The 17,600-nt window shown below is 68.0% G+C and carries 14 protein-coding genes; 9 read left to right on the top strand and 5 right to left on the bottom strand.

Annotated elements, in window-relative coordinates; genetic code table 11:
• Positions 1-17: 17 nt before the first annotated feature.
• From bioH to bioC, 3 genes are read left to right on the top strand one after another with little or no spacing between them, the layout of a single operon-like run.
• Entirely contained in the window at positions 18-797 is a 780-nt protein-coding gene (bioH, locus tag AC5P5X_RS12905; RefSeq protein ID WP_111189700.1) for a pimeloyl-ACP methyl ester esterase BioH, read from the top strand.
• 29 nt (positions 798-826) lie between these two features.
• The gene (locus AC5P5X_RS12900) at positions 827-1,606 is read left to right on the top strand and encodes an SDR family oxidoreductase (RefSeq protein ID WP_111189699.1); all 780 of its coding nucleotides are present in this window, start codon (positions 827-829) and stop codon (positions 1,604-1,606) included.
• A gap of 12 nt (positions 1,607-1,618) precedes the next feature.
• Entirely contained in the window at positions 1,619-2,503 is an 885-nt protein-coding gene (gene bioC / locus AC5P5X_RS12895; protein WP_111189698.1) for a malonyl-ACP O-methyltransferase BioC, read from the top strand.
• 604 nt (positions 2,504-3,107) lie between these two features.
• Here bioC and AC5P5X_RS12890 read toward each other — a convergent pair.
• Both AC5P5X_RS12890 and AC5P5X_RS12885 read right to left on the bottom strand, forming a co-directional pair.
• Positions 3,108-3,752: a YdcF family protein gene (locus tag AC5P5X_RS12890; protein ID WP_024958800.1), complete on the bottom strand. Its 645-nt coding sequence runs from the start codon at positions 3,750-3,752 to the stop codon at positions 3,108-3,110.
• Entirely contained in the window at positions 3,737-4,699 is a 963-nt protein-coding gene (locus AC5P5X_RS12885) for a pyridoxal-phosphate dependent enzyme (RefSeq protein ID WP_049451257.1), read from the bottom strand. The genes AC5P5X_RS12890 and AC5P5X_RS12885 overlap by 16 nt, the downstream gene beginning before the upstream one ends.
• 159 nt (positions 4,700-4,858) lie before the next feature.
• Between AC5P5X_RS12885 and AC5P5X_RS12880 the strand changes: the two genes are divergently transcribed.
• On the top strand, positions 4,859-5,350 hold the full coding sequence (locus tag AC5P5X_RS12880) for a hypothetical protein (protein WP_111189697.1): 492 nt from the start codon (positions 4,859-4,861) through the stop codon (positions 5,348-5,350).
• Positions 5,351-5,899: 549 nt separating this feature from the next.
• Entirely contained in the window at positions 5,900-7,789 is a 1,890-nt protein-coding gene (gene mnmG / locus AC5P5X_RS12875; RefSeq protein WP_227415618.1) for a tRNA uridine-5-carboxymethylaminomethyl(34) synthesis enzyme MnmG, read from the top strand.
• Between the two features lie 132 nt (positions 7,790-7,921).
• Here the strand turns inward: mnmG and smeC are convergent, their stop codons facing one another.
• Genes smeC through smeA form a run of 3 tightly spaced genes read right to left on the bottom strand, consistent with a single transcriptional unit; the run spans position 7,922 to position 13,692 of the window.
• On the bottom strand, positions 7,922-9,337 hold the full coding sequence (gene smeC, locus AC5P5X_RS12870; RefSeq protein ID WP_111189625.1) for a multidrug efflux transporter outer membrane subunit SmeC: 1,416 nt from the start codon (positions 9,335-9,337) through the stop codon (positions 7,922-7,924).
• The gene (gene smeB, locus AC5P5X_RS12865; RefSeq protein WP_111189624.1) at positions 9,334-12,483 is read right to left on the bottom strand and encodes a multidrug efflux RND transporter permease subunit SmeB; all 3,150 of its coding nucleotides are present in this window, start codon (positions 12,481-12,483) and stop codon (positions 9,334-9,336) included. Before smeB ends, smeC begins: the two co-directional genes overlap by 4 nt.
• A gap of 12 nt (positions 12,484-12,495) precedes the next feature.
• Positions 12,496-13,692: a multidrug efflux RND transporter periplasmic adaptor subunit SmeA gene (smeA, locus tag AC5P5X_RS12860; protein WP_111189623.1), complete on the bottom strand. Its 1,197-nt coding sequence runs from the start codon at positions 13,690-13,692 to the stop codon at positions 12,496-12,498.
• Between the two features lie 116 nt (positions 13,693-13,808).
• On the opposite strand from smeA, the gene baeS reads away from it, so the two are divergent.
• From baeS to AC5P5X_RS12840, 4 genes are all read left to right on the top strand, one after another.
• Positions 13,809-15,212 carry a sensor histidine kinase efflux regulator BaeS gene (gene baeS / locus AC5P5X_RS12855; protein WP_495215993.1) on the top strand — a complete coding sequence of 468 codons (1,404 nt, stop codon included), beginning with the start codon at positions 13,809-13,811 and terminating at the stop codon, positions 15,210-15,212.
• Positions 15,209-15,898: a response regulator gene (locus tag AC5P5X_RS12850; protein ID WP_005414809.1), complete on the top strand. Its 690-nt coding sequence runs from the start codon at positions 15,209-15,211 to the stop codon at positions 15,896-15,898. Before baeS ends, AC5P5X_RS12850 begins: the two co-directional genes overlap by 4 nt.
• 132 nt (positions 15,899-16,030) lie before the next feature.
• Positions 16,031-16,852 carry a nucleotidyltransferase domain-containing protein gene (locus tag AC5P5X_RS12845; RefSeq protein ID WP_005414810.1) on the top strand — a complete coding sequence of 274 codons (822 nt, stop codon included), beginning with the start codon at positions 16,031-16,033 and terminating at the stop codon, positions 16,850-16,852.
• 140 nt (positions 16,853-16,992) lie between these two features.
• Positions 16,993-17,523, top strand: coding sequence for a gamma carbonic anhydrase family protein (locus tag AC5P5X_RS12840; protein ID WP_005411530.1), 531 nt, complete (start codon positions 16,993-16,995; stop codon positions 17,521-17,523).
• The last annotated feature ends 77 nt before the right edge of the window (positions 17,524-17,600 follow it).

Here is a 17,600-nt window from a genome sequence, read left to right as displayed (position 1 = left end):
GTTCCGTGTCGTTGCCCATGCATATTGACGTCACCGGCCGTGGGCCGGACCTGGTGCTGATCCACGGTTGGGCCCTGCAGGGCGGCGTGTTCGCGCCGCTGGTGCAGCGGCTTGCGGACCAGTTCACCCTGCACCTTGTCGACCTGCCCGGCCATGGGCACAGCCGCGAGGACGCCACGCCGCTGCGCCTGCCGTTCGTGGTCGGTGCCATTGCCGCGGCTACGCCGCCGGCGGTGTGGTGCGGCTGGTCACTGGGCGGCCTGTTCGCATTGCACGCGGCGGCCACGCTGCCAAAGGTGCGCGGGCTGGCGATGATCGCCGCCACGCCGCGCTTCGTGCGAGGCGAAGACTGGCTGCACGCGGTGGAGCCGGCGGTGTTCGAGCAGTTCGGCCGCGAGCTGGCGACCGACTTCGGCGGCACGCTGGAACGCTTCCTCGCGCTGGACGTGATGGGTTCGGCGCACGCCCGCGAGGAGCTGCGCACGCTGCGCCAGCGCCTGGTCGAGCGCGGTGCGCCCACCGAACGCGCCCTGCTGGAAGGCCTGCGCCTGCTCGAAAGCACTGACCTGCGCGGCGCACTGCCAACGCTGGGCAAGCCCAGCCTGTGGATCGCCGGCCAGCGTGACCGGCTGGTGTCTCCGGTGGCGATGCAGGCCGCCGCAGCACTGGCCCCGGGTGCGCAGGCGCTGACCATCGCCCACGGCGGCCACGCGCCGTTCCTTGGCCATGCCGACGAAGTAGCCGCCGCCCTGCAACACTTCGTTGCCGCCCTGTCGCCGGCTGATGGCGGACAATGAGCACCTTCCGAATTCCGCAGGACTGACGCATGGATCTGGGCATCAACGGCCGCTGGGCACTGGTCTGCGGCGCCAGCAAGGGATTGGGCCTGGGTTGCGCGCGTGCGCTGGTGCGCGAGGGCGTCAACGTGATGATCGTGGCCCGTGGTGACGCTGCGCTGCAGGCCGCCGCTGAAGAACTGCGTGCCATGCCCGGCGCTGCCGAGGTGCGCGCGGTTGCCGCCGATGTCACCACCGAGGCCGGCCGTGCTGCGGCACTGGCCGCATGCCCGCAGGTGGACATCCTGGTCAACAACGCCGGTGGTCCGCCGCCCGGTGATTTCCGCAATTTCGAGCGCGACGACTGGATCGCCGCGCTGGACGCCAACATGCTGGCGCCGATCGCGCTGATCCGCGCCACCGTCGACGCGATGATCGAGCGTGGCTTCGGCCGCATCGTCAACATCACCTCGTCGGCGGTGAAGGCCCCGATCGACATCCTGGCGCTGTCCAACGGCGCGCGCAGCGGCCTGACCGGTTTCGTCGCCGGCCTGTCGCGCCGCACCGTGGCCCACAACGTCACCATCAACAACCTGCTGCCCGGCCAGTTCGACACCGACCGCCTGCGCGCCAACTTCGCCCACAGCGCGGGCAAGGACGGCGATGCTGGCGAAGTGGCCGAACGCCGCCGCCAGCAGATTCCCGCCGGCCGCTTCGGCACGCCGGACGAGTTCGGCGCCGCCTGCGCCTTCCTGTGCAGTGCGCAGGCCGGTTACCTCACCGGGCAGAACCTGCTGATCGACGGCGGCGCCTACCCCGGTACGTTCTAAGAGACTTTCGCAATGCCGTCCCACTTCGATGCCCGCCACGTCCGCCGCGCGTTCGCGCGTGCCGCCAGCAGCTACGACGCCGCCGCCGCCCTGCAGCGCGAGGTGCAGTCGCGGCTGATCGAATCGCTGGACTACCTGGAGGCACGCAAGCCCGAGGTGGTGCTGGACATCGGCGCGGGTACCGGCCATGCCAGCGCGTTGATGAAGAAGCGCTGGCCGAAGGCGCAGGTGATCGCGCTGGATGTGGCGCTGCCGATGCTGGACCAGGCCAAGCGCCAGGCCGGCTGGTGGAAGCCGTTCCAGCGCCTGTGCGGCGATGCCGCCGCGCTGCCGCTGGCCGACAACAGCGTGGATGTGATCTTCAGCAATCTGTGCCTGCAGTGGGTGGACGACCTGCCGGCGGTGTTCGCCGGATTCCGTCGCGTGCTCAAGCCCGGTGGCCTGCTGCTGTGCTCGACCTTCGGCCCGGAAACCCTGGTGGAACTCAACGAAGCGTTCGCCGCCGCCGATGATCGTCCGCACGTGAGCCGCTTCGCGCAGATCGCCCAGTTCGGCGACGCGCTGATGATGGCCGGCTTCCGCGACCCGGTGCTGGACCGCGATCTGTTCACCCTGACCTACGACGACCTGCCCTCGCTGATGCGCGAGCTGCGCGCGATGGGCGCGACCAACGCGCGGGTGGACCGCCGCCATACGCTGACCGGGCGTGGTCGTTTCGCGGCGGCGGCGGCGGCGTACGAGCCGATGCGGCGCTCCGACGGCAAGCTGCCCAGCAGCTGGGAAGTGATCTATGCCCACGCCTGGGCACCGGACCCGGGCGCGCCGATCCGCGAAGGCGGGCATGACGTCGCCTCGGTGCCGGTGTCGGCGATTCCGATCCGCCGCAAACAGACCTGATCGTCTGGTAGTGCCGGCCGCTGGCCGGCAACCTCACGATTCAATGGTGGGCATCTGCCGGCCAGCGGCCGGCACTACCAAATGCCACGCCATACGTGAATCGCTCTGGTAGGGGCCGGCCGTCACTCTGGTAGGTGCCGACCTTGGTCGGCACAATGCCGGCAGCATCGCGATCTGACAGATGGTGCCAACCAAGGTTGGCACCTGCCAATTCCGAGCGGTGTCGGCGATTCCAATCCGCCGCAAGCAGACCTGATCGTCTGGTAGTGCCGGCCGCTGGCCGGCAACCTCACGATTCCCTGGTGGCCATCTGCCGGCCAGCGGCCGGCACTACCAAATGCCACGCCATACGCGAATCGCTCTGGTGGGTGCCGACCTTGGTCGGCACAGTGCCGGCGACATCGCGATCTGACAGATGGTGCCAACCAAGGTTGGCACCTGCCAATTCCGAGCGGTGTCGGCGATTCCGATCCGCCGCAAGCAGACCTGATCGTCTGGTAGTGCCGGCCGCTGGCCGGCAACCTCACGATTCCCTGGTGGGCATCTGCCGGCCAGCGGCCGGCACTACCAAATGCGAGGCCGTGCGCAACGCAGGCTTCCGCCCTCAGGTATTGGCCGGCGAACTCAACGGCGGGCGCACCAGGTCGCGGTGGAAGAAATAGATTTCCTGCACCAGGAAGCGCCAACTGGTGTGGAAGCTGCGGAAGCGCGTGCTGGGCGTGGACGAGGCCAGCGCATCGATGCCGAGCGCCTTGCTCAGGCGCAGCGCGCGCGCCATGTGCAGCGGATCGCTGACGACGATCACCCGGTGCAGGCCGCGCTGGTCCATCAGCCGCTTGGCTTCAACCAGGTTCTGCACGGTATTGCGCGAAGCGGTTTCGATCAGGATCGCATCGTCCGGCACGCCATGCTTCAGCGCGTAGCGCCGCGCCACCTGCGACTCGGAGAAGCGCGCACCGGTGCCGCCATAGCCACCGGTGAAGATCAGCAGCGGCGCATAGCGTGCTTCATACAGATCCAGCCCGTGGCGGATGCGTTCTTCGAACACCGGTGACGGCTTGGCGTCATAGGCGGCCGCACCCAGCACGATGATGGCGTCGGCCTTGGCGGCCTGGTCGCGTTCACCCACCCAGACGATCCAGGCGGTCACGCCCAGCAGCCAGATCACCAGCAGCACGAACAGCCGCCACAACCAGCCCAGCAGGCCGGTGCGTTCGCGGTGCCGCCCGCGGCTCACGCCGCCCCCCAGCGCAGCGCTGGCAGGTCGACGTTGCCGCCGGACAACACCAGGCCCACGCGCAGGCCGGCGAAGCGCTGCGGCTGCGCCAGCACCGCAGCCAGCACGGTGGCCGAAGAGGGCTCCACCACCTGCTTGAGCACGTCCCACAGCAGGCGCATCGCCGCCAGCGTCGCGGCGTCATCGACCACGATCACCTCGGCACCGGCGGCGCGCAGCAACTCGAAATTGGGCGCGCCAATCAGGGTACGCAGGCCATCGCAGATGGTGTCCGGGGTGAACGCGCCCTGGCGCTCGCCGATGGCCAGCGAGCGCGCGGTGTCATCGGCGCCGGCCGGCTCGGCCAGGATCAGCCGGGTCTGCGGACTGGCGTGCTGCAGGGCCAGCGCGGTACCGCTGGCCAGGCCACCGCCGCCCACCGGCACCACCAGCGCGTCGAACGGGCCGTCGCTGTGCAGCAGTTCCAGGGCCGCGGTGCCCTGCCCGGCCATCACCGCCGGGTTCGTATAGGGATGCACCAGGGTTGCGCCGGTATCGGCCTGCACCTTGGCGCAGGTGGCCTCGCGGTCGGCGATGGTCGGCGGGCAGCGCCAGAGCGTGGCGCCGTGGCGGGCGATGTTGGCCAGTTTGGCGGCCACCGCCCCCTCCGGCACCACCACATGGCAGGGGATGCCCCGGGTGCGTGCGGCCAGGGCCAGCGCGGCGCCGTGGTTGCCGGAGGAATGGGTCACCACACCAGCACTGGCGCGATCGGCATCCAGCGACCACACCGCATTGCAGGCACCACGGAACTTGAATGCGCCACCACGCTGCAGGTGCTCGGCCTTGAAGGCCAACTGCGCACCGGTCATTGCATCGAGGGTGCGCGAGCGCAGCACCGGGGTCACGCTGGCATGCGGGGCAATCCTCGCAGCAGCAAGCAGGACATCATCGGCGCGGGGCAACAGTGAATCGCTCATGACGCAAGATTAACGTATGCCCCCGCGCTGGCGACCGGGGCACAGGTCATGCCAGCATGCAGGCCTACGCCTCCATTCATCCTGGCCAGCCGAATTAAGGGCCGATTCAATGCCCGCGCACGAAGCTGGCTGCACATCCGTCCTCTGGGGGGACCCACCATGAAAATGCGCCTGTTGCTTGCCGGTGGCCTGTTGTTGGGCCTGACTGGCTGCACCACCTACGACTATGTAGGCGGTGGCCGCGGTGGCGGCTACTACCACGGCGCGCCGTCGGTGGAGTACCGCTACCCGGCCGGCTATCCCTACAACTACGGCTACCCGTACTACGGTGGCTATGGCGGCTATTACGGCGGCTATGGCAACCCGTACTACTCGCGCCCGATCTACCGCCCGCCGCACAACCACCGCCCGCCGCCGCGTCCGCCCGGCAACGGTGGCGAGAACCGTCCGCCGCCGCCGCCGCGGCCGTCGTACAACGGCGGTTCCCCGTGGCGGAACATGGATTCGATGCGCCGCCCGCCGCAATCGAACATGCAGCCGCCGTCGCCCGCGCCGCAGGCCCGCCCGGCCCCGGCACCGAGTGCGCCGAGGATGAACGGTTCCCCCTGGCGCAACATGGATCGTGCGACGCAGAGCACAGTTGAGCGCTGAACCGTCTTGCATTTCACACGGTCCAAGCCGCAATCTACGCGGACAGTGACGGCCCGCGTCACAAAGTGACAAAAACGACACGGGCCGCCGCAAAAAGCTCTACGTCGATATCCGACAGGAACATCTGGATCCCCCCTGTTCCGGCCCTGTCGGATGTCGGCACCTCTGAAGGCAGACGGCCCCGCAATGCGGGGCCGTTTGTTTTGCCGGGCCGCCAACCGGCGAGAGCCCCAGCGTCAGTAGATCCACGCCATGCGTGGACGGGGCCTTTCCCGGCACCCCAAAAAAACAGGGCCGGACAGTCCCCCGACTGCCGGCCCTCTGCTCCCCCACCGTGCGCCTGTACCGGCCCCTGTTCCAATTCCGGTCACGGGCGCCTACGGCGCCAGCCACGGTGGGTGCTATTGGGTTATCTGCAAAAATCCTGCCAACTTTAGGGCTGATTTCGGCGCCGGCCGGCCGGTACCGACGTCCCGGCCCCGAATGGCGCTAAAATCGCCACCCCGGCGCCGCCCCCCGGCCGCGCCCGCCCCCAGCTGAACAGCCCCCATGAATCCGTCCTTCCATCGTTACGACGTCATCGTCATCGGCGGTGGCCACGCTGGCACCGAAGCCGCGCTGGCCGCGGCCCGCACCGGCGTGCGCACCCTGCTGCTGACCCACAACATCGAAACGGTGGGCGCGATGAGCTGCAACCCGGCCATCGGCGGCATCGGCAAGGGCCACCTGGTCAAGGAGATCGACGCCCTGGGCGGTGCGATGGCGCATGCCGCCGACCGCGCCGGCATCCAGTGGCGCACGTTGAACGCCTCCAAGGGCCCGGCCGTGCGTGCCACCCGTTGCCAGGCCGATCGCAACCTGTACCGCATGGCGATACGCGCCATCGTCGAAGGCCAGGCCAACCTGACCGTGTTCCAGGCCGCAGTGGACGATCTGGTCATCGAAGGCGACGCCGTGCGCGGCGTCATCACCCAGACCGGCCTGCGTTTCGACGCCGGGGCCGTGGTGCTGACGGCCGGTACCTTCCTCGCCGGCAAGATCCATGTGGGCCCCACCCAGTACGCCGCCGGCCGCATGGGCGACCCGCCGGCCACCACGCTGGCCGCGCGCCTGCGCGAGCGCCCGTTCCAGGTGGACCGCCTGAAGACCGGCACGCCGCCGCGCATCGATGGCCGCTCGCTGGACTACAGCGTGATGGACGAACAGCCCGGTGATTCCCCGCGCCCGGTGATGTCCTTCCTCGGCTCGGTGGACGAGCATCCGCAGCAGGTCAGCTGCTGGATCACCCACACCACCGAACAGACCCACCAGATCATCCGCGACGCGCTGCATCGCTCGCCGCTGTACAGCGGCCAGATCGAAGGCATCGGCCCGCGCTACTGCCCGTCCATCGAGGACAAGGTAGTGCGCTTCGCCGAGAAGGCCAGCCACCAGATCTTCGTCGAACCCGAAGGCCTGGGCATCGTCGAGATCTACCCCAACGGCATCTCCACCTCGCTGCCGTTCGACGTGCAGCTGGAGATGGTGCGCAGCATCCGTGGTTTCGAGAACGCGCACATCACCCGCCCCGGCTACGCGATCGAGTACGACTTCTTCGATCCGCGCGGGCTGAAGGCCTCGCTGGAAACCAAGCTGGTCAACGGCCTGTTCTTCGCCGGCCAGATCAACGGCACCACCGGCTATGAAGAAGCGGCCGCGCAGGGCCTGCTGGCCGGCCTCAACGCCGCACGCCAGGTACGTGGACTGGATGGCTGGTGCCCGCGCCGCGACGAGGCGTACCTGGGCGTGCTGGTGGATGACCTGATCACCCACGGCACCAACGAGCCCTACCGCATGTTCACCAGCCGCGCCGAATACCGCCTGCAGCTGCGCGAGGACAATGCCGACCAGCGCCTGACCCCCGCCGGCCGCGAAATGGGCCTGGTGGATGACCATCGCTGGAGCGCGTTCGAGACCAAGCAGGCCGCCGTCGCCGCCGAGCGCGCGCGCCTAGGCGCACTGTGGGCGACCCCGGCCAATGCGCTGGGCCGCGAGGTACAGGACACGCTGGGCGTGGCGGTCAGCCGCGAAACCAATGTGCTGGACCTGATCAAGCGCCCCGAGCTGGATTACGCGCAGCTGATGCAGGTGCCGTCGCTGGGCCCGGCCGTGGCCGACGTCAAGGTGGCCGAGCAGGTGGAGATCGGCGTGAAGTACGCCGGCTACCTGGATCGCCAGCGCGAGGAAATCGAGCGCCAGCAGCGGCATGAGGCCACGCCGATCGCCGAGGCGTTCGACTATGCGACCGTGCGCGGGCTGTCGGCTGAGGCACTGCAGAAACTGGAACGTGTGCGCCCGCAGACCATAGGCCAGGCGCAGCGTATCCCGGGCATGACCCCGGCGGCGATCTCGCTGCTGCTGGTGCACCTGGAGCGGGCGCGCCGCGGCCGCGTGGCGTAAGCGGTCGCACCTGCTTCTGGTGGGTGCCGACCTGGGTCGGCACGAATCATCAGATCGCGATGCTGCATGCATTTGTGCCGACCAAGGTCGGCACCTACCGGAGCGGAAGACACACCCACATTGGCGGGCGCGTTACCGCGCGTCCGCGCCACCACCCAGCACCTTGAACAACGTCACCCGGTTGCCCGCCTCCTGCTGCTGCAGGGCGATCAGGTCCTGCTGCGCGGCATACAGGCTGCGCTGCGCATCCAACGACTGCAGGTAGCCATCCAGTCCAGTGCGGTAGCGAGCATCGGCCAAGGTGTAGCTGCGCTGGCTGTCAGCCACCAACGCGCGTTGCGCGTCCAGCTGCGCGGTCAGGTGATCGCGCGTGGCCAGCGCATCGGCCACCTCACTGAAGGCCTGCTGGATCGCCTTCTCGTACTGCGCGATGCCGATGTCCTTGCCGATCTTCGAGGCATCCAGCGAGGCTTTCAGTGCACCGGCATGGAAGATCGGCGCGGTGATGCTGGGCGCGAACGACCAGCCACGGGTGCCGGCCGAGAACAGCGTCGACAACGCGGTGGAACTGTGGCCGTAGTTGGCGGTCAACGCCAGCGTCGGGAAGAATGCGGCGCGCGCGGCACCGATATCGGCGTTGGCTGCCTGCAATGCATGCTCGGCGGACAGCACGTCCGGGCGCTGCAGCAACACGCTGGACGGCAGGTTGGCGGGCAGCGGCGCCAGTGCGACGCTGCCACCCAGCGCCTGCGCGGTTGGCAGCAGGGCCGGATCCAGCGGTGCCCCCACCAACAGCCGCAATGCATCGCGATCCTGCGCCTGCTGGGCCTGCAGCTTCGCCAGCGCACCGCGCGCGGCTTCCACGCTGGTCTGCACCTGCGACAGGTCCAGGCCCGAGGCCAGCCCCTGTGCATGGCGGGCCTCGGTGCGCTGAAGGGTCTGCTGCTGGCTGTCCAGCGTTTGTTGCGTGAATGCCAGCGACTGCTCGTCGGCCGCCAGCGCCAGCCAGGCCGTCGCCACTTCAGCCACCAGGCTGGTGCGCGCGGCGCGCTGGTTCTCGGCGCTGGCCAGCCAGTTCTGCAGCGCCTCGTTCTTCAGGCTGCGGATACGTCCGAACAGGTCCAGCTCCCAGCTGCTGATACCCACCTGCACGGCATCGGATTCGGTCAGCTGGGTGACGCCGGTCTCGCTGTTGGCATCGCTCACCCGCGAACGGGTGACACTACCGCTGGCATCCACCGACGGCAGCAGTACCGCGCGCTGGATGCGGTACTGCGCGCGCTCCTTCTCCACCTGCAGCACCGCCACGCGCAGGTCGCGGTTGTTCTGCAGCGCCAGCGCGATGACCTGCTGCAGGTGCGGTTCCAGGAACACGTCGCGCCAGGCCGGCATCGCCAGTGCCGGCTCGGCCGCGCCGGTGGCGGCATTGCCGAACTGTGCCGGCACCGGCGCCTCGGGACGCTGGTAGTGTGGGGCCATGCTCACGCAGCCGCCCAGCACGGCGGTCATCGTTGCGGCCGCCAGGGCGCGCAGCAGCATCGGCTTCATGGGCTTGTCTCCGGGACAGTGGCGTCGGCCGGCGCGCGGCCCGGGAACAGGCGGCGCACCAGCAGGTAGAACAAGGGCACGAAGAACATGCCCAGCACCATCGAGGCCACCGTACCGCCGGCCACGCCCGTGCCCAGCGAACGGCGCGCGGCCGAACCGGCGCCGGTGGCAAATACCAGCGGCAACACGCCCATCAGGAACGCCAGCGAGGTCATCACGATCGGCCGCAGCCGCAGGTAGACCGCCTGCAGGATCGCGTCGCGGGTGTCCCTGCCCTGCTGTTCGAGGATGCGCGCGAACTCGACGATCAGGATGCCGTTCTTCGCTGCCAGGCCAATCGTGGTCAGCAGGCCGACCTGGAAGTACACGTCGTTGTTGAGGCCACGCAGGTTCATCATCAGCACGGCACCGAACACGCCTACCGGCACGGCCAGCATCACCGCGAACGGCACCGCCCAGCTTTCATACAGCGCGGCCAGGCACAGGAACACGAACAGCAGCGAGATGGCATACAGCATCGGCGCCTGGTTGCCCGACAGCTGTTCCTGGTAGGCCATGTCCGACCAGGCGTGGCTGAAGCCTTCCGGCAGTGTGTCGGCCAGGCGCGCGATCTCGGCCATCGCCTCGCCGGAGCTGACACCCGGCGCCGGTTGGCCGGTGATTTCCATCGCCGAGATGCCGTTGTAGCGCTGCAGTGCGGCCGGCGCACTGGTCCAATGCGTGCTGATCAGCGACGACAGCGGCACCATCTGCCCGGCCTGGTTGCGCACGCTCCAGCGCTCGATGTCCTGCGGCTGCATGCGTGCTTCGGCGGTGCCCTGGATGAACACCTTCTTGATGCGGCCCTTGTAGATGAAGTTGTTGACGAAGTCGCCGCCCAACGCCGCGTTCAAGGTGTCATTGACGTCCTGCGGGTTCACGCCCATCGCCTGCGCCTTGGCGTCGTCCACCTTCACCGCGTATACCGGCGCGTCTTCCAGGCTGGCGTAGCGCACGTTGACCAGCTTCGGGTCCTTGGCGGCTTCCTTCAGCAGCGTGTTGCGCGCGGCCACCGCGGCCGCATGGCCGGCACCGCCTTCGTCCTGCAGTTCCAGGGTGAAGCCACCCGCATCGCCGAGGCCCAGGATGGCCGGTGGCGAGGTGATGAACACCTGCGCATCGGGCACGCTGGCCATCGCCCGCGTCAAGCGTGCGGCGATGGTATCGGCGTCGTCCTTGCGGTCATCCCAATCCTTGAGCCGGATGAAGGCCTGGCCGACGTTCTGGCCGCTGCCGGTAACACTGAAACCGGCGGTGGCCTGGATCGAGAGCACGCCGTCGTCCTTCACCGCGACGGCACTCAGACGATCCATCACCGCCCGCGTCTGCTCCAGCGTGGAACCGGCCGGCAGCTTCACCAGCGCGTTGAGCATGCCCTGGTCTTCATCGGGCAGGAACGCGCCCGGCAGGTGCCACAGCAACAGGCCGGTGGCCACGCTCAGCACCAGGTAGAACAGCACGCCGAGCGTGCGGCGGCCGAGGAAACGATCCACACGGTGACGCAGGCCGTTGGAGGTGCGCTCGAAGCGATGGTTGAACCAGATGAAGAACTTGCCCAGCAGGCTGGGTTCGCCACCGTGGTCGCCATGCGGATGGCCGCCCTTGGGAATCTGGTGCAGGATGCTGCCACACAGTGCCGGGGTGATGGTCATCGCCACCAGCACCGACAGGATCATCGCGGCGGCGATCGTCACCGAGAACTGGCGATAGATCACCCCGGTTACACCGCTGAAGAACGCCATCGGCAGGAACACCGCGGTCAGCACCAGCACGATGCCGACCAGCGCGCCGGTGATCTGGCCCATCGCCTTCAGCGTGGCCGGTTTCGGCGCCAGCCCTTCGAAGGTCATCACCCGCTCCACGTTCTCCACCACCACGATGGCATCGTCCACCAGCAGGCCGATGGCCAGCACCAGTGCGAACATGGTCAGGGTGTTGATCGAATACCCGAATGCAGCCAGCACGCCGAACGTGCCCAGCAGCACCACCGGCACCGCGATGGTCGGGATCAGCGTGGCGCGCCAGTTCTGCAGGAACAGGTACATCACCAGCACCACCAGGATGATCGCTTCGATCAGGGTGATCACCACTTCCTTCAGCGAAATGGTCACGAATGGCGTGGTGGTGAAGGCCACGTGGGCGGTGTAGCCATGCGGCCAGTACTTCTGCAGCTGCTGAAGCCGTGCATCGATGGCCTTGGAGACGGCGATCGCGTTGGCACCGGCATTGAGTTCAATGCCCAGCGACGCCGACGGCTTGCCATTGAAGGTGCTGATGCTGTCGTAGCTTTCCGGCCCGAGGCCGATCTTCGCCACGTCGCCCAGACGCACCACGCTGCCGTTGGCATCGGCCTTGAGCACAACCTGCGCGAACTGCTCGGGCGTGTGCAGGCGGCTGCGCGCGGTTACCGTGGCGTCGAGCTGCTGGCCCTTCAGCGCCGGCTGGCCACCCAGCTCACCGGCGGAGACATCGGTGTTCTGTGCCTGCAGTGCGGTCTCGATGTCCGAGGGCATCAGCGCGTACTGGCGCATCTTCTCCGGATCCAGCCAGATGCGCATGGCGTATTCCTGGCCGATCGGCTGGATGTTGCCGACACCGCTGACGCGGCTGATCTGGTCATCGATGCGCGCTTCCATGAAGTTGGCGACATCGAAGTTGTCCATGCTGCCGTCTTCGCTGGTGAACGACAGCACCTCGAAGATCGAACCACTGGACTTGGTGATGGTCAGTCCGTTCTTCTGCACCGCCTGCGGCAGCGTGGCCATGGCGGCCTGCAGCTGGTTCTGCACCTGCACCTGCGCGGTATCCGGATTGGTACCGGTGGCGAACACCAGGTTGACCTGCGCCGAGCCGTCGGAGGCACTGGTCGAGGTCATGTACATCAGGTGATCGAGGCTTTGCTGGGACTGCTCGATGACCTGGGTGACCGCGTTTTCCACGGTCTGCGACGAGGCGCCGGTGTAGGTGGCGCGGATGGTGATGGTGGGCGGGGCGATCTGCGGGTAGCGGTCCACCGGCAGGATCAGGATCGCGAGCAGGCCGAGCAGGCTGACCGCGATGGCGATCACCCAGGCGAAGATCGGCCGGTCGATGAAGAAACGAACCATGTGGGCCGGGCCTCAGTGCGACTTTTCGTCGGTGTTGCCGTTCGGATCGACCGCCGGCATCGCCGCCAACTGCGCCGTCGTGGCCGCCACCGCTTTCACCTGCTGACCGAGCGATACCGCGCTGCCGTTGCTGACGATCACCCGTTCGCCAGCCTTGAGGCCGCTGGTGATCTGCCACTGGTTACCGACCACCTGGCCGGTGCTGACGCGGCGCTCGACCACATGATCCTTGGCGTCGAGCAGGCGCAGCAGCGGTTCGCCGCGTTCGTTGCGCACCACCGCCTTCTGCGGCACCAGCAGGGCACGCGCGTCGGTGGCCATCGGCAGCACCGCCTTCAGGTACATGCCCGGCAACAGCAGGCCGTCCGGGTTCGGAATGACCGCGCGCAGCTTCACGTTGCCGGTGCCCGGATCCACTGCGCTGCCGACGAACTCCAACGTGCCTTCATGCGCGTAGGTGCTGCCGTCCTCCAGCAGCACCTTTACCTGTGCCTTGCCATCGATGGCCTTCACCAGGCCCGCATCGAGCTGCTTGCGCAGCGCCAGCATCTGCGTGCTGGACTGGGTGACATCCAGGTACACCGGGTCCAGCCGCTGGATGGTGGTCAGTGCCGTATCCTGGCCGGCCGCGACCAGCGCGCCGGCGGTGACGCTGGAGGTGCCGATGCGGCCGTCGATGGGGGCGGTCACCCGGGTGTAGTCGAGGTTGATGCGGGCAGCCTGCAATGCAGCGCGCGCGGCAATCACGTTGGCCTGCGCCTGCTTCAATGCCGAGGTGGCATCGTCGGCGTCCTGCTTGCTGGCTGCATCCATGCTCACCAGCGCGCGGGTGCGCTCGGCCTTCGGCTGTGCCGACAACACGGTGGCCTCGGCCTGCGCCAGCTGCCCGCGGGCGGTATCGAAGGCCGCCTGGTACGGTGCCGGGTCGACTTGGTACAGCAGCTGCCCTGCCTTGACCTGCTGGCCTTCGGTGAACAACCGCTGGCGGATCAGGCCGCCGACCTGCGGCCGCACCTCGGAGATCTCGAACGGCACGGCACGGCCGGGCAAGGTCTGCCGGAGTGCCAGCGGCTGCGCGCTGGCGATGATGACGCCCACTTCGAGCATGGCCGGGGCATCGGTCCTGCCCGCCGAACAGGCCGCCAGGGCCAGCAGCAGGGGCAACAGCAGGGGACGCGGGGAACGGGACAGCGGGCGCAGGAGGGACATGGGGGCGTGGGGGCCTTGCGTTGACCCGTGCACGCTGCCGTGAAACTGTGCAGAGAATATGGAGATTGTGCGACGGGCTCAGCTGGCGCTTGCTTTCGGCGTCGCATGCGCCGCTAATGGCCTTCGCGATGGCGAAGTTCCAACTCAAATTCGGCCTGACCGCGAAGACCTTCCTCGCGATCTTCACCGCCTGCCTGCTGGTGCTGGCAGTGAACGGTATTGCCAGCCGCGTGGCCTTCCAGACCGGCTTCCTGGACTACCTCAACGACCAGGGCGACCTGCGCATGCAGCGGCTGATGCCACACCTGCAGCGCGAGTACCGCGAGCACGGTGGCTGGGAGCATCTGCACGGTGATGGCGACCGCTGGGCGCGGCTGCTGCGCCCGGACCTGGCCCATGGGCACGAAGGACCGGTGCCGTCGCTGTCCGACCAGACCGGCGTGCCGTCGCGCCTGGGCCTGTTCGACGCGCAGCACCGTTTCGTGGCCGGAAACCCCGACGCCACCAGCGATGACGAGCCGCATGCGGTGCAGGTGGACGGGCAGACCGTCGGTTGGCTGGGCATGGTGCCGTTCCAGACCGTCATCGCCACCAACGACCTGAATTTCTACAACACCCAGGTGCGCGCCTGGTGGGTGATCGGCATCGCGCTACTGCTGGTGACGGTACTGCTGGTCTGGCTGGTATCGCGTGCGCTGCGCCAGCGCCTTGCCAAGCTGGCCGCTGCCACCCACCGGTTGGCCGCCGGTGACTACGCCACCCGCATCGAGCGCACCAGTGACGATGAGCTGGACGCGCTGGTCAACGACTTCAACCGGATGGCGCAGGCGCTGGACGATACCGAACGCAACCGCCGCGCCTTCATTGCCGACATCTCGCATGAGCTGCGCACGCCATTGGCAGTGGTGCGCGCCGAGCTGGAGGCGATCGAAGATGGCATCCGTCCGCTGGACCGGGCCAACCTGGTGGGCCTGCAGGGCGAGATCCGCCAGCTGGGCAAGCTGATCGACGACCTGCACGACCTGTCGATGACCCAGTCCGGCGGCCTGGCGTACCGCTTCGCGCCACTGGACCTGGTGGCGCTGCTGCGCAGCGAACTCAATGGCATGCGCGTGCGCTTCGCCAATGCAGGCCTGGCGTTGGAAGAAGACCTGCCCGCCACGCCGTTGCAGGTGTCCGGTGACGAACGGCGCCTGCAGCAGGTGCTGGCCAACCTGCTGGAAAACGCACTGCGCTACACCCATGCCGGTGGCCGCGTACGCGTGCAGGCAGCGCGCGTGCCTGCCGGCGTGCAGCTGGTCGTGGAAGACACCGCGCCGGGCGTTCCGGCCGACAAGTGTGCACTGCTGTTCGAACGTTTCTACCGCGTGGAAAGTTCGCGCAACCGCGCCAGTGGCGGCAGCGGGCTGGGCCTGGCCATCAGCCACAACATCATCCTCGCCCACCACGGCGTCATCCACGCCGCGCCCTCGCCGCTGGGCGGGCTGCGCGTGGTCATTACCCTGCCGGAGCCTGCATGAGCACGTCGCCCGCCACGTCCACGAAGATCCTGATCGTCGAGGACGAGCCACGCCTGGCCTCGGTACTGCGCGACTACCTGGCCGCCGCCGGCATGGCCAGCGAGTGGGTGGACGACGGTGGCCAGGTGATCGACGCGTTCGCGCGCTACCAGCCCGATCTGGTGCTGCTGGACCTGATGCTGCCGCAGCGTGATGGCGTGGACCTGTGCCGCGAACTGCGTGCCAGCAGCGATGTACCGGTCATCATGGTCACCGCACGGGTGGAAGAGATCGACCGCCTGCTGGGCCTGGAGATCGGCGCCGACGACTACATCTGCAAGCCGTTCAGTCCGCGCGAAGTGGTCGCGCGGGTGATGGCGGTGCTGCGCCGCTACCGCCCGGACCCGGGTGCGCGCGCCAACGGTGGCCTGCACATCGACGAGCCGGCCGCACGCGCCACCTGGAACGGCAAGGGCCTGGACCTGACGCCGGTGGAGTACCGCCTGCTGCGCACGCTGCTGGCCACCCCGGGCCGGATCTGGGCGCGCGATGAACTGCTCGACCGGCTGTACCTGGACCATCGCGTGGTGGTCGACCGCACCGTCGACAGCCATGTGCGCAACCTGCGCCGCAAGCTGGCCGACGCCGGCATGGAAGGCGAGCCGATCCGTTCGGTGTACGGCATGGGCTACAGCTACGAACCCTAGCCGGTAGTGCCGGCCGCTGGCCGGCAACCGCAGAATTCCAAGTGCGCCCGTGAGCTTGCCGGCCAGCGGCCGGCACTACCGGTGCGCACTTGCGTTACAGTCGAGCACGCTCGACATTACGAACACAACTGCATGGACGACATCCACCCGATCGCGCCGGACAAGCGCGCCGCCATCCTTTCCACCCTGGCTGACATCGAACAGCGCTACGACGTACGCGTGCTGCTGGCCTGCGAGTCGGGCAGCCGCGGCTGGGGCTTTTCCTCGCCCGACAGCGACTACGACGCGCGCTTCATCTACGTGCATCGCCAGCCTTGGTATCTCAGCGTCAACGAGAGCACCGGTCCCGGCGAAGCGCAGCGCGATGTGATCGAACTGCCGATCGACGATGAGCTCGACGTGAGCGGCTGGGACCTGCGCAAGGCACTGCGACTGGTTTCAAAATCCAATCCGACCCTGATCGAGTGGCTGCGCTCGCCGATCGTCTACCAGCAGGATCAGGCGGCGGTGTCACAGTTGTGGGAAGCAGCGAAAGCGTTCCATTCACCGCTGGGCACCTGGTGGCACTACTTCAACATGGCGCGCTCGAACCATCGCGGCTACCTGCGTGGCGAAACGGTGCGCACCAAGAAGTACCTGTACGTGCTGCGCCCACTGCTGGCCTGCCAGTGGATAGAGCACGAACAGACACCCCCGCCGATGGCCTTCGAGGATCTGCTGGACCGGCTGCTGCCAGACGGTGCGGTGCGTGAAGTCATCGATGCCCTGCTGGCGGTCAAGCGGGCCAGCGCCGAGGTCGCCGCCGGGCCGCGCATTGCGGCGATCAGCGACTACATCGATCGTGAACTGGCCATCCGGACTGCGCAGGCGCCACAGCTGCCCGCCGGACGAGGTGATGCTGCGTGGCTGGATGAGCTGTTCCGGCAGATGCTGGCCGAGCACGCGCCTGAATGAAGAGCCGCACCTGCCGCTGGTAGTGCCGGCCGCTGGCCGGCAACCACGGAAATCCAGGCGTGCCGCGCGGTTGCCGGCCAGCGGCCGGCACTACCACACGGGTATCATCGTCGCGAACGCCCTGATTTCCGGAGACCCCGATGAACCCGCTGCGCCCCTTCCGCGACAAGATGCCCATCCTCGGCGAGCGCGTGTACATCGACCCGTCGTGCACGATCATCGGCGACGTGGAACTGGGCGACGACGTGTCGGTGTGGCCGGGCACGGTCATCCGCGGTGACGTCAATTACGTACGCATCGGTGCACGCACCAACGTGCAGGACGGCACCATCATCCACGTCAGCCACCACAGCCCGTACAACAAGGCCGGCTACCCGACCCTGATCGGCGAAGGCGTGACCGTCGGCCACGGCTGCATCATCCACGCCTGCACGATCGGCGATTACAGCCTGATCGGCATGGGCGCCTGCATCCTCGACGGTGCCCGCGTGGAGCGCCATGGCTTCGTCGGCGCCGGTGCGGTGATCGGCCCCGGCAAGGTGGTGGGCGAAGGCGAGCTGTGGGTCGGCAATCCGGCCCGGCCGGCACGCACCCTGAGCGACAAGGAGATCGAGTCGCTGCACTACTCGGCCGACCACTACGTGCGGCTGAAGGACGAATACCGGGGCTGAGCAGCCAACGCTGCCGCGCGGCTCTGCTAAAGTCTGGGCCCGACCAGGACCTGTCGAGACCCCCATGCCTGTGGTTG

The sequence above is a fragment of the Stenotrophomonas sp. YJH_SMC_91 genome, from assembly GCF_059368495.1.
Note: the sequence above shows the minus strand (reverse complement) of the source record. Positions and strands in the feature narration are given on the sequence as shown.

What these genes read in the sequence shown, in the direction of transcription:
- bioH (WP_111189700.1), top strand. Translation starts at nt 18, where the DNA reads ATGCATATTGACGTCACCGGCCGTGGGCCGGACCTGGTGCTGATCCAC.
- AC5P5X_RS12900 (WP_111189699.1), top strand. Translation starts at nt 827, where the DNA reads ATGGATCTGGGCATCAACGGCCGCTGGGCACTGGTCTGCGGCGCCAGC.
- bioC (WP_111189698.1), top strand. Translation starts at nt 1,619, where the DNA reads ATGCCGTCCCACTTCGATGCCCGCCACGTCCGCCGCGCGTTCGCGCGT.
- AC5P5X_RS12885 (WP_049451257.1), bottom strand. Translation starts at nt 4,699, where the DNA reads ATGAGCGATTCACTGTTGCCCCGCGCCGATGATGTCCTGCTTGCTGCT.
- AC5P5X_RS12880 (WP_111189697.1), top strand. Translation starts at nt 4,859, where the DNA reads ATGAAAATGCGCCTGTTGCTTGCCGGTGGCCTGTTGTTGGGCCTGACT.
- mnmG (WP_227415618.1), top strand. Translation starts at nt 5,900, where the DNA reads ATGAATCCGTCCTTCCATCGTTACGACGTCATCGTCATCGGCGGTGGC.
- smeC (WP_111189625.1), bottom strand. Translation starts at nt 9,337, where the DNA reads ATGAAGCCGATGCTGCTGCGCGCCCTGGCGGCCGCAACGATGACCGCC.
- smeB (WP_111189624.1), bottom strand. Translation starts at nt 12,483, where the DNA reads ATGGTTCGTTTCTTCATCGACCGGCCGATCTTCGCCTGGGTGATCGCC.
- smeA (WP_111189623.1), bottom strand. Translation starts at nt 13,692, where the DNA reads ATGTCCCTCCTGCGCCCGCTGTCCCGTTCCCCGCGTCCCCTGCTGTTG.
- baeS (WP_495215993.1), top strand. Translation starts at nt 13,809, where the DNA reads ATGGCCTTCGCGATGGCGAAGTTCCAACTCAAATTCGGCCTGACCGCG.
- AC5P5X_RS12850 (WP_005414809.1), top strand. Translation starts at nt 15,209, where the DNA reads ATGAGCACGTCGCCCGCCACGTCCACGAAGATCCTGATCGTCGAGGAC.
- AC5P5X_RS12845 (WP_005414810.1), top strand. Translation starts at nt 16,031, where the DNA reads ATGGACGACATCCACCCGATCGCGCCGGACAAGCGCGCCGCCATCCTT.
- AC5P5X_RS12840 (WP_005411530.1), top strand. Translation starts at nt 16,993, where the DNA reads ATGAACCCGCTGCGCCCCTTCCGCGACAAGATGCCCATCCTCGGCGAG.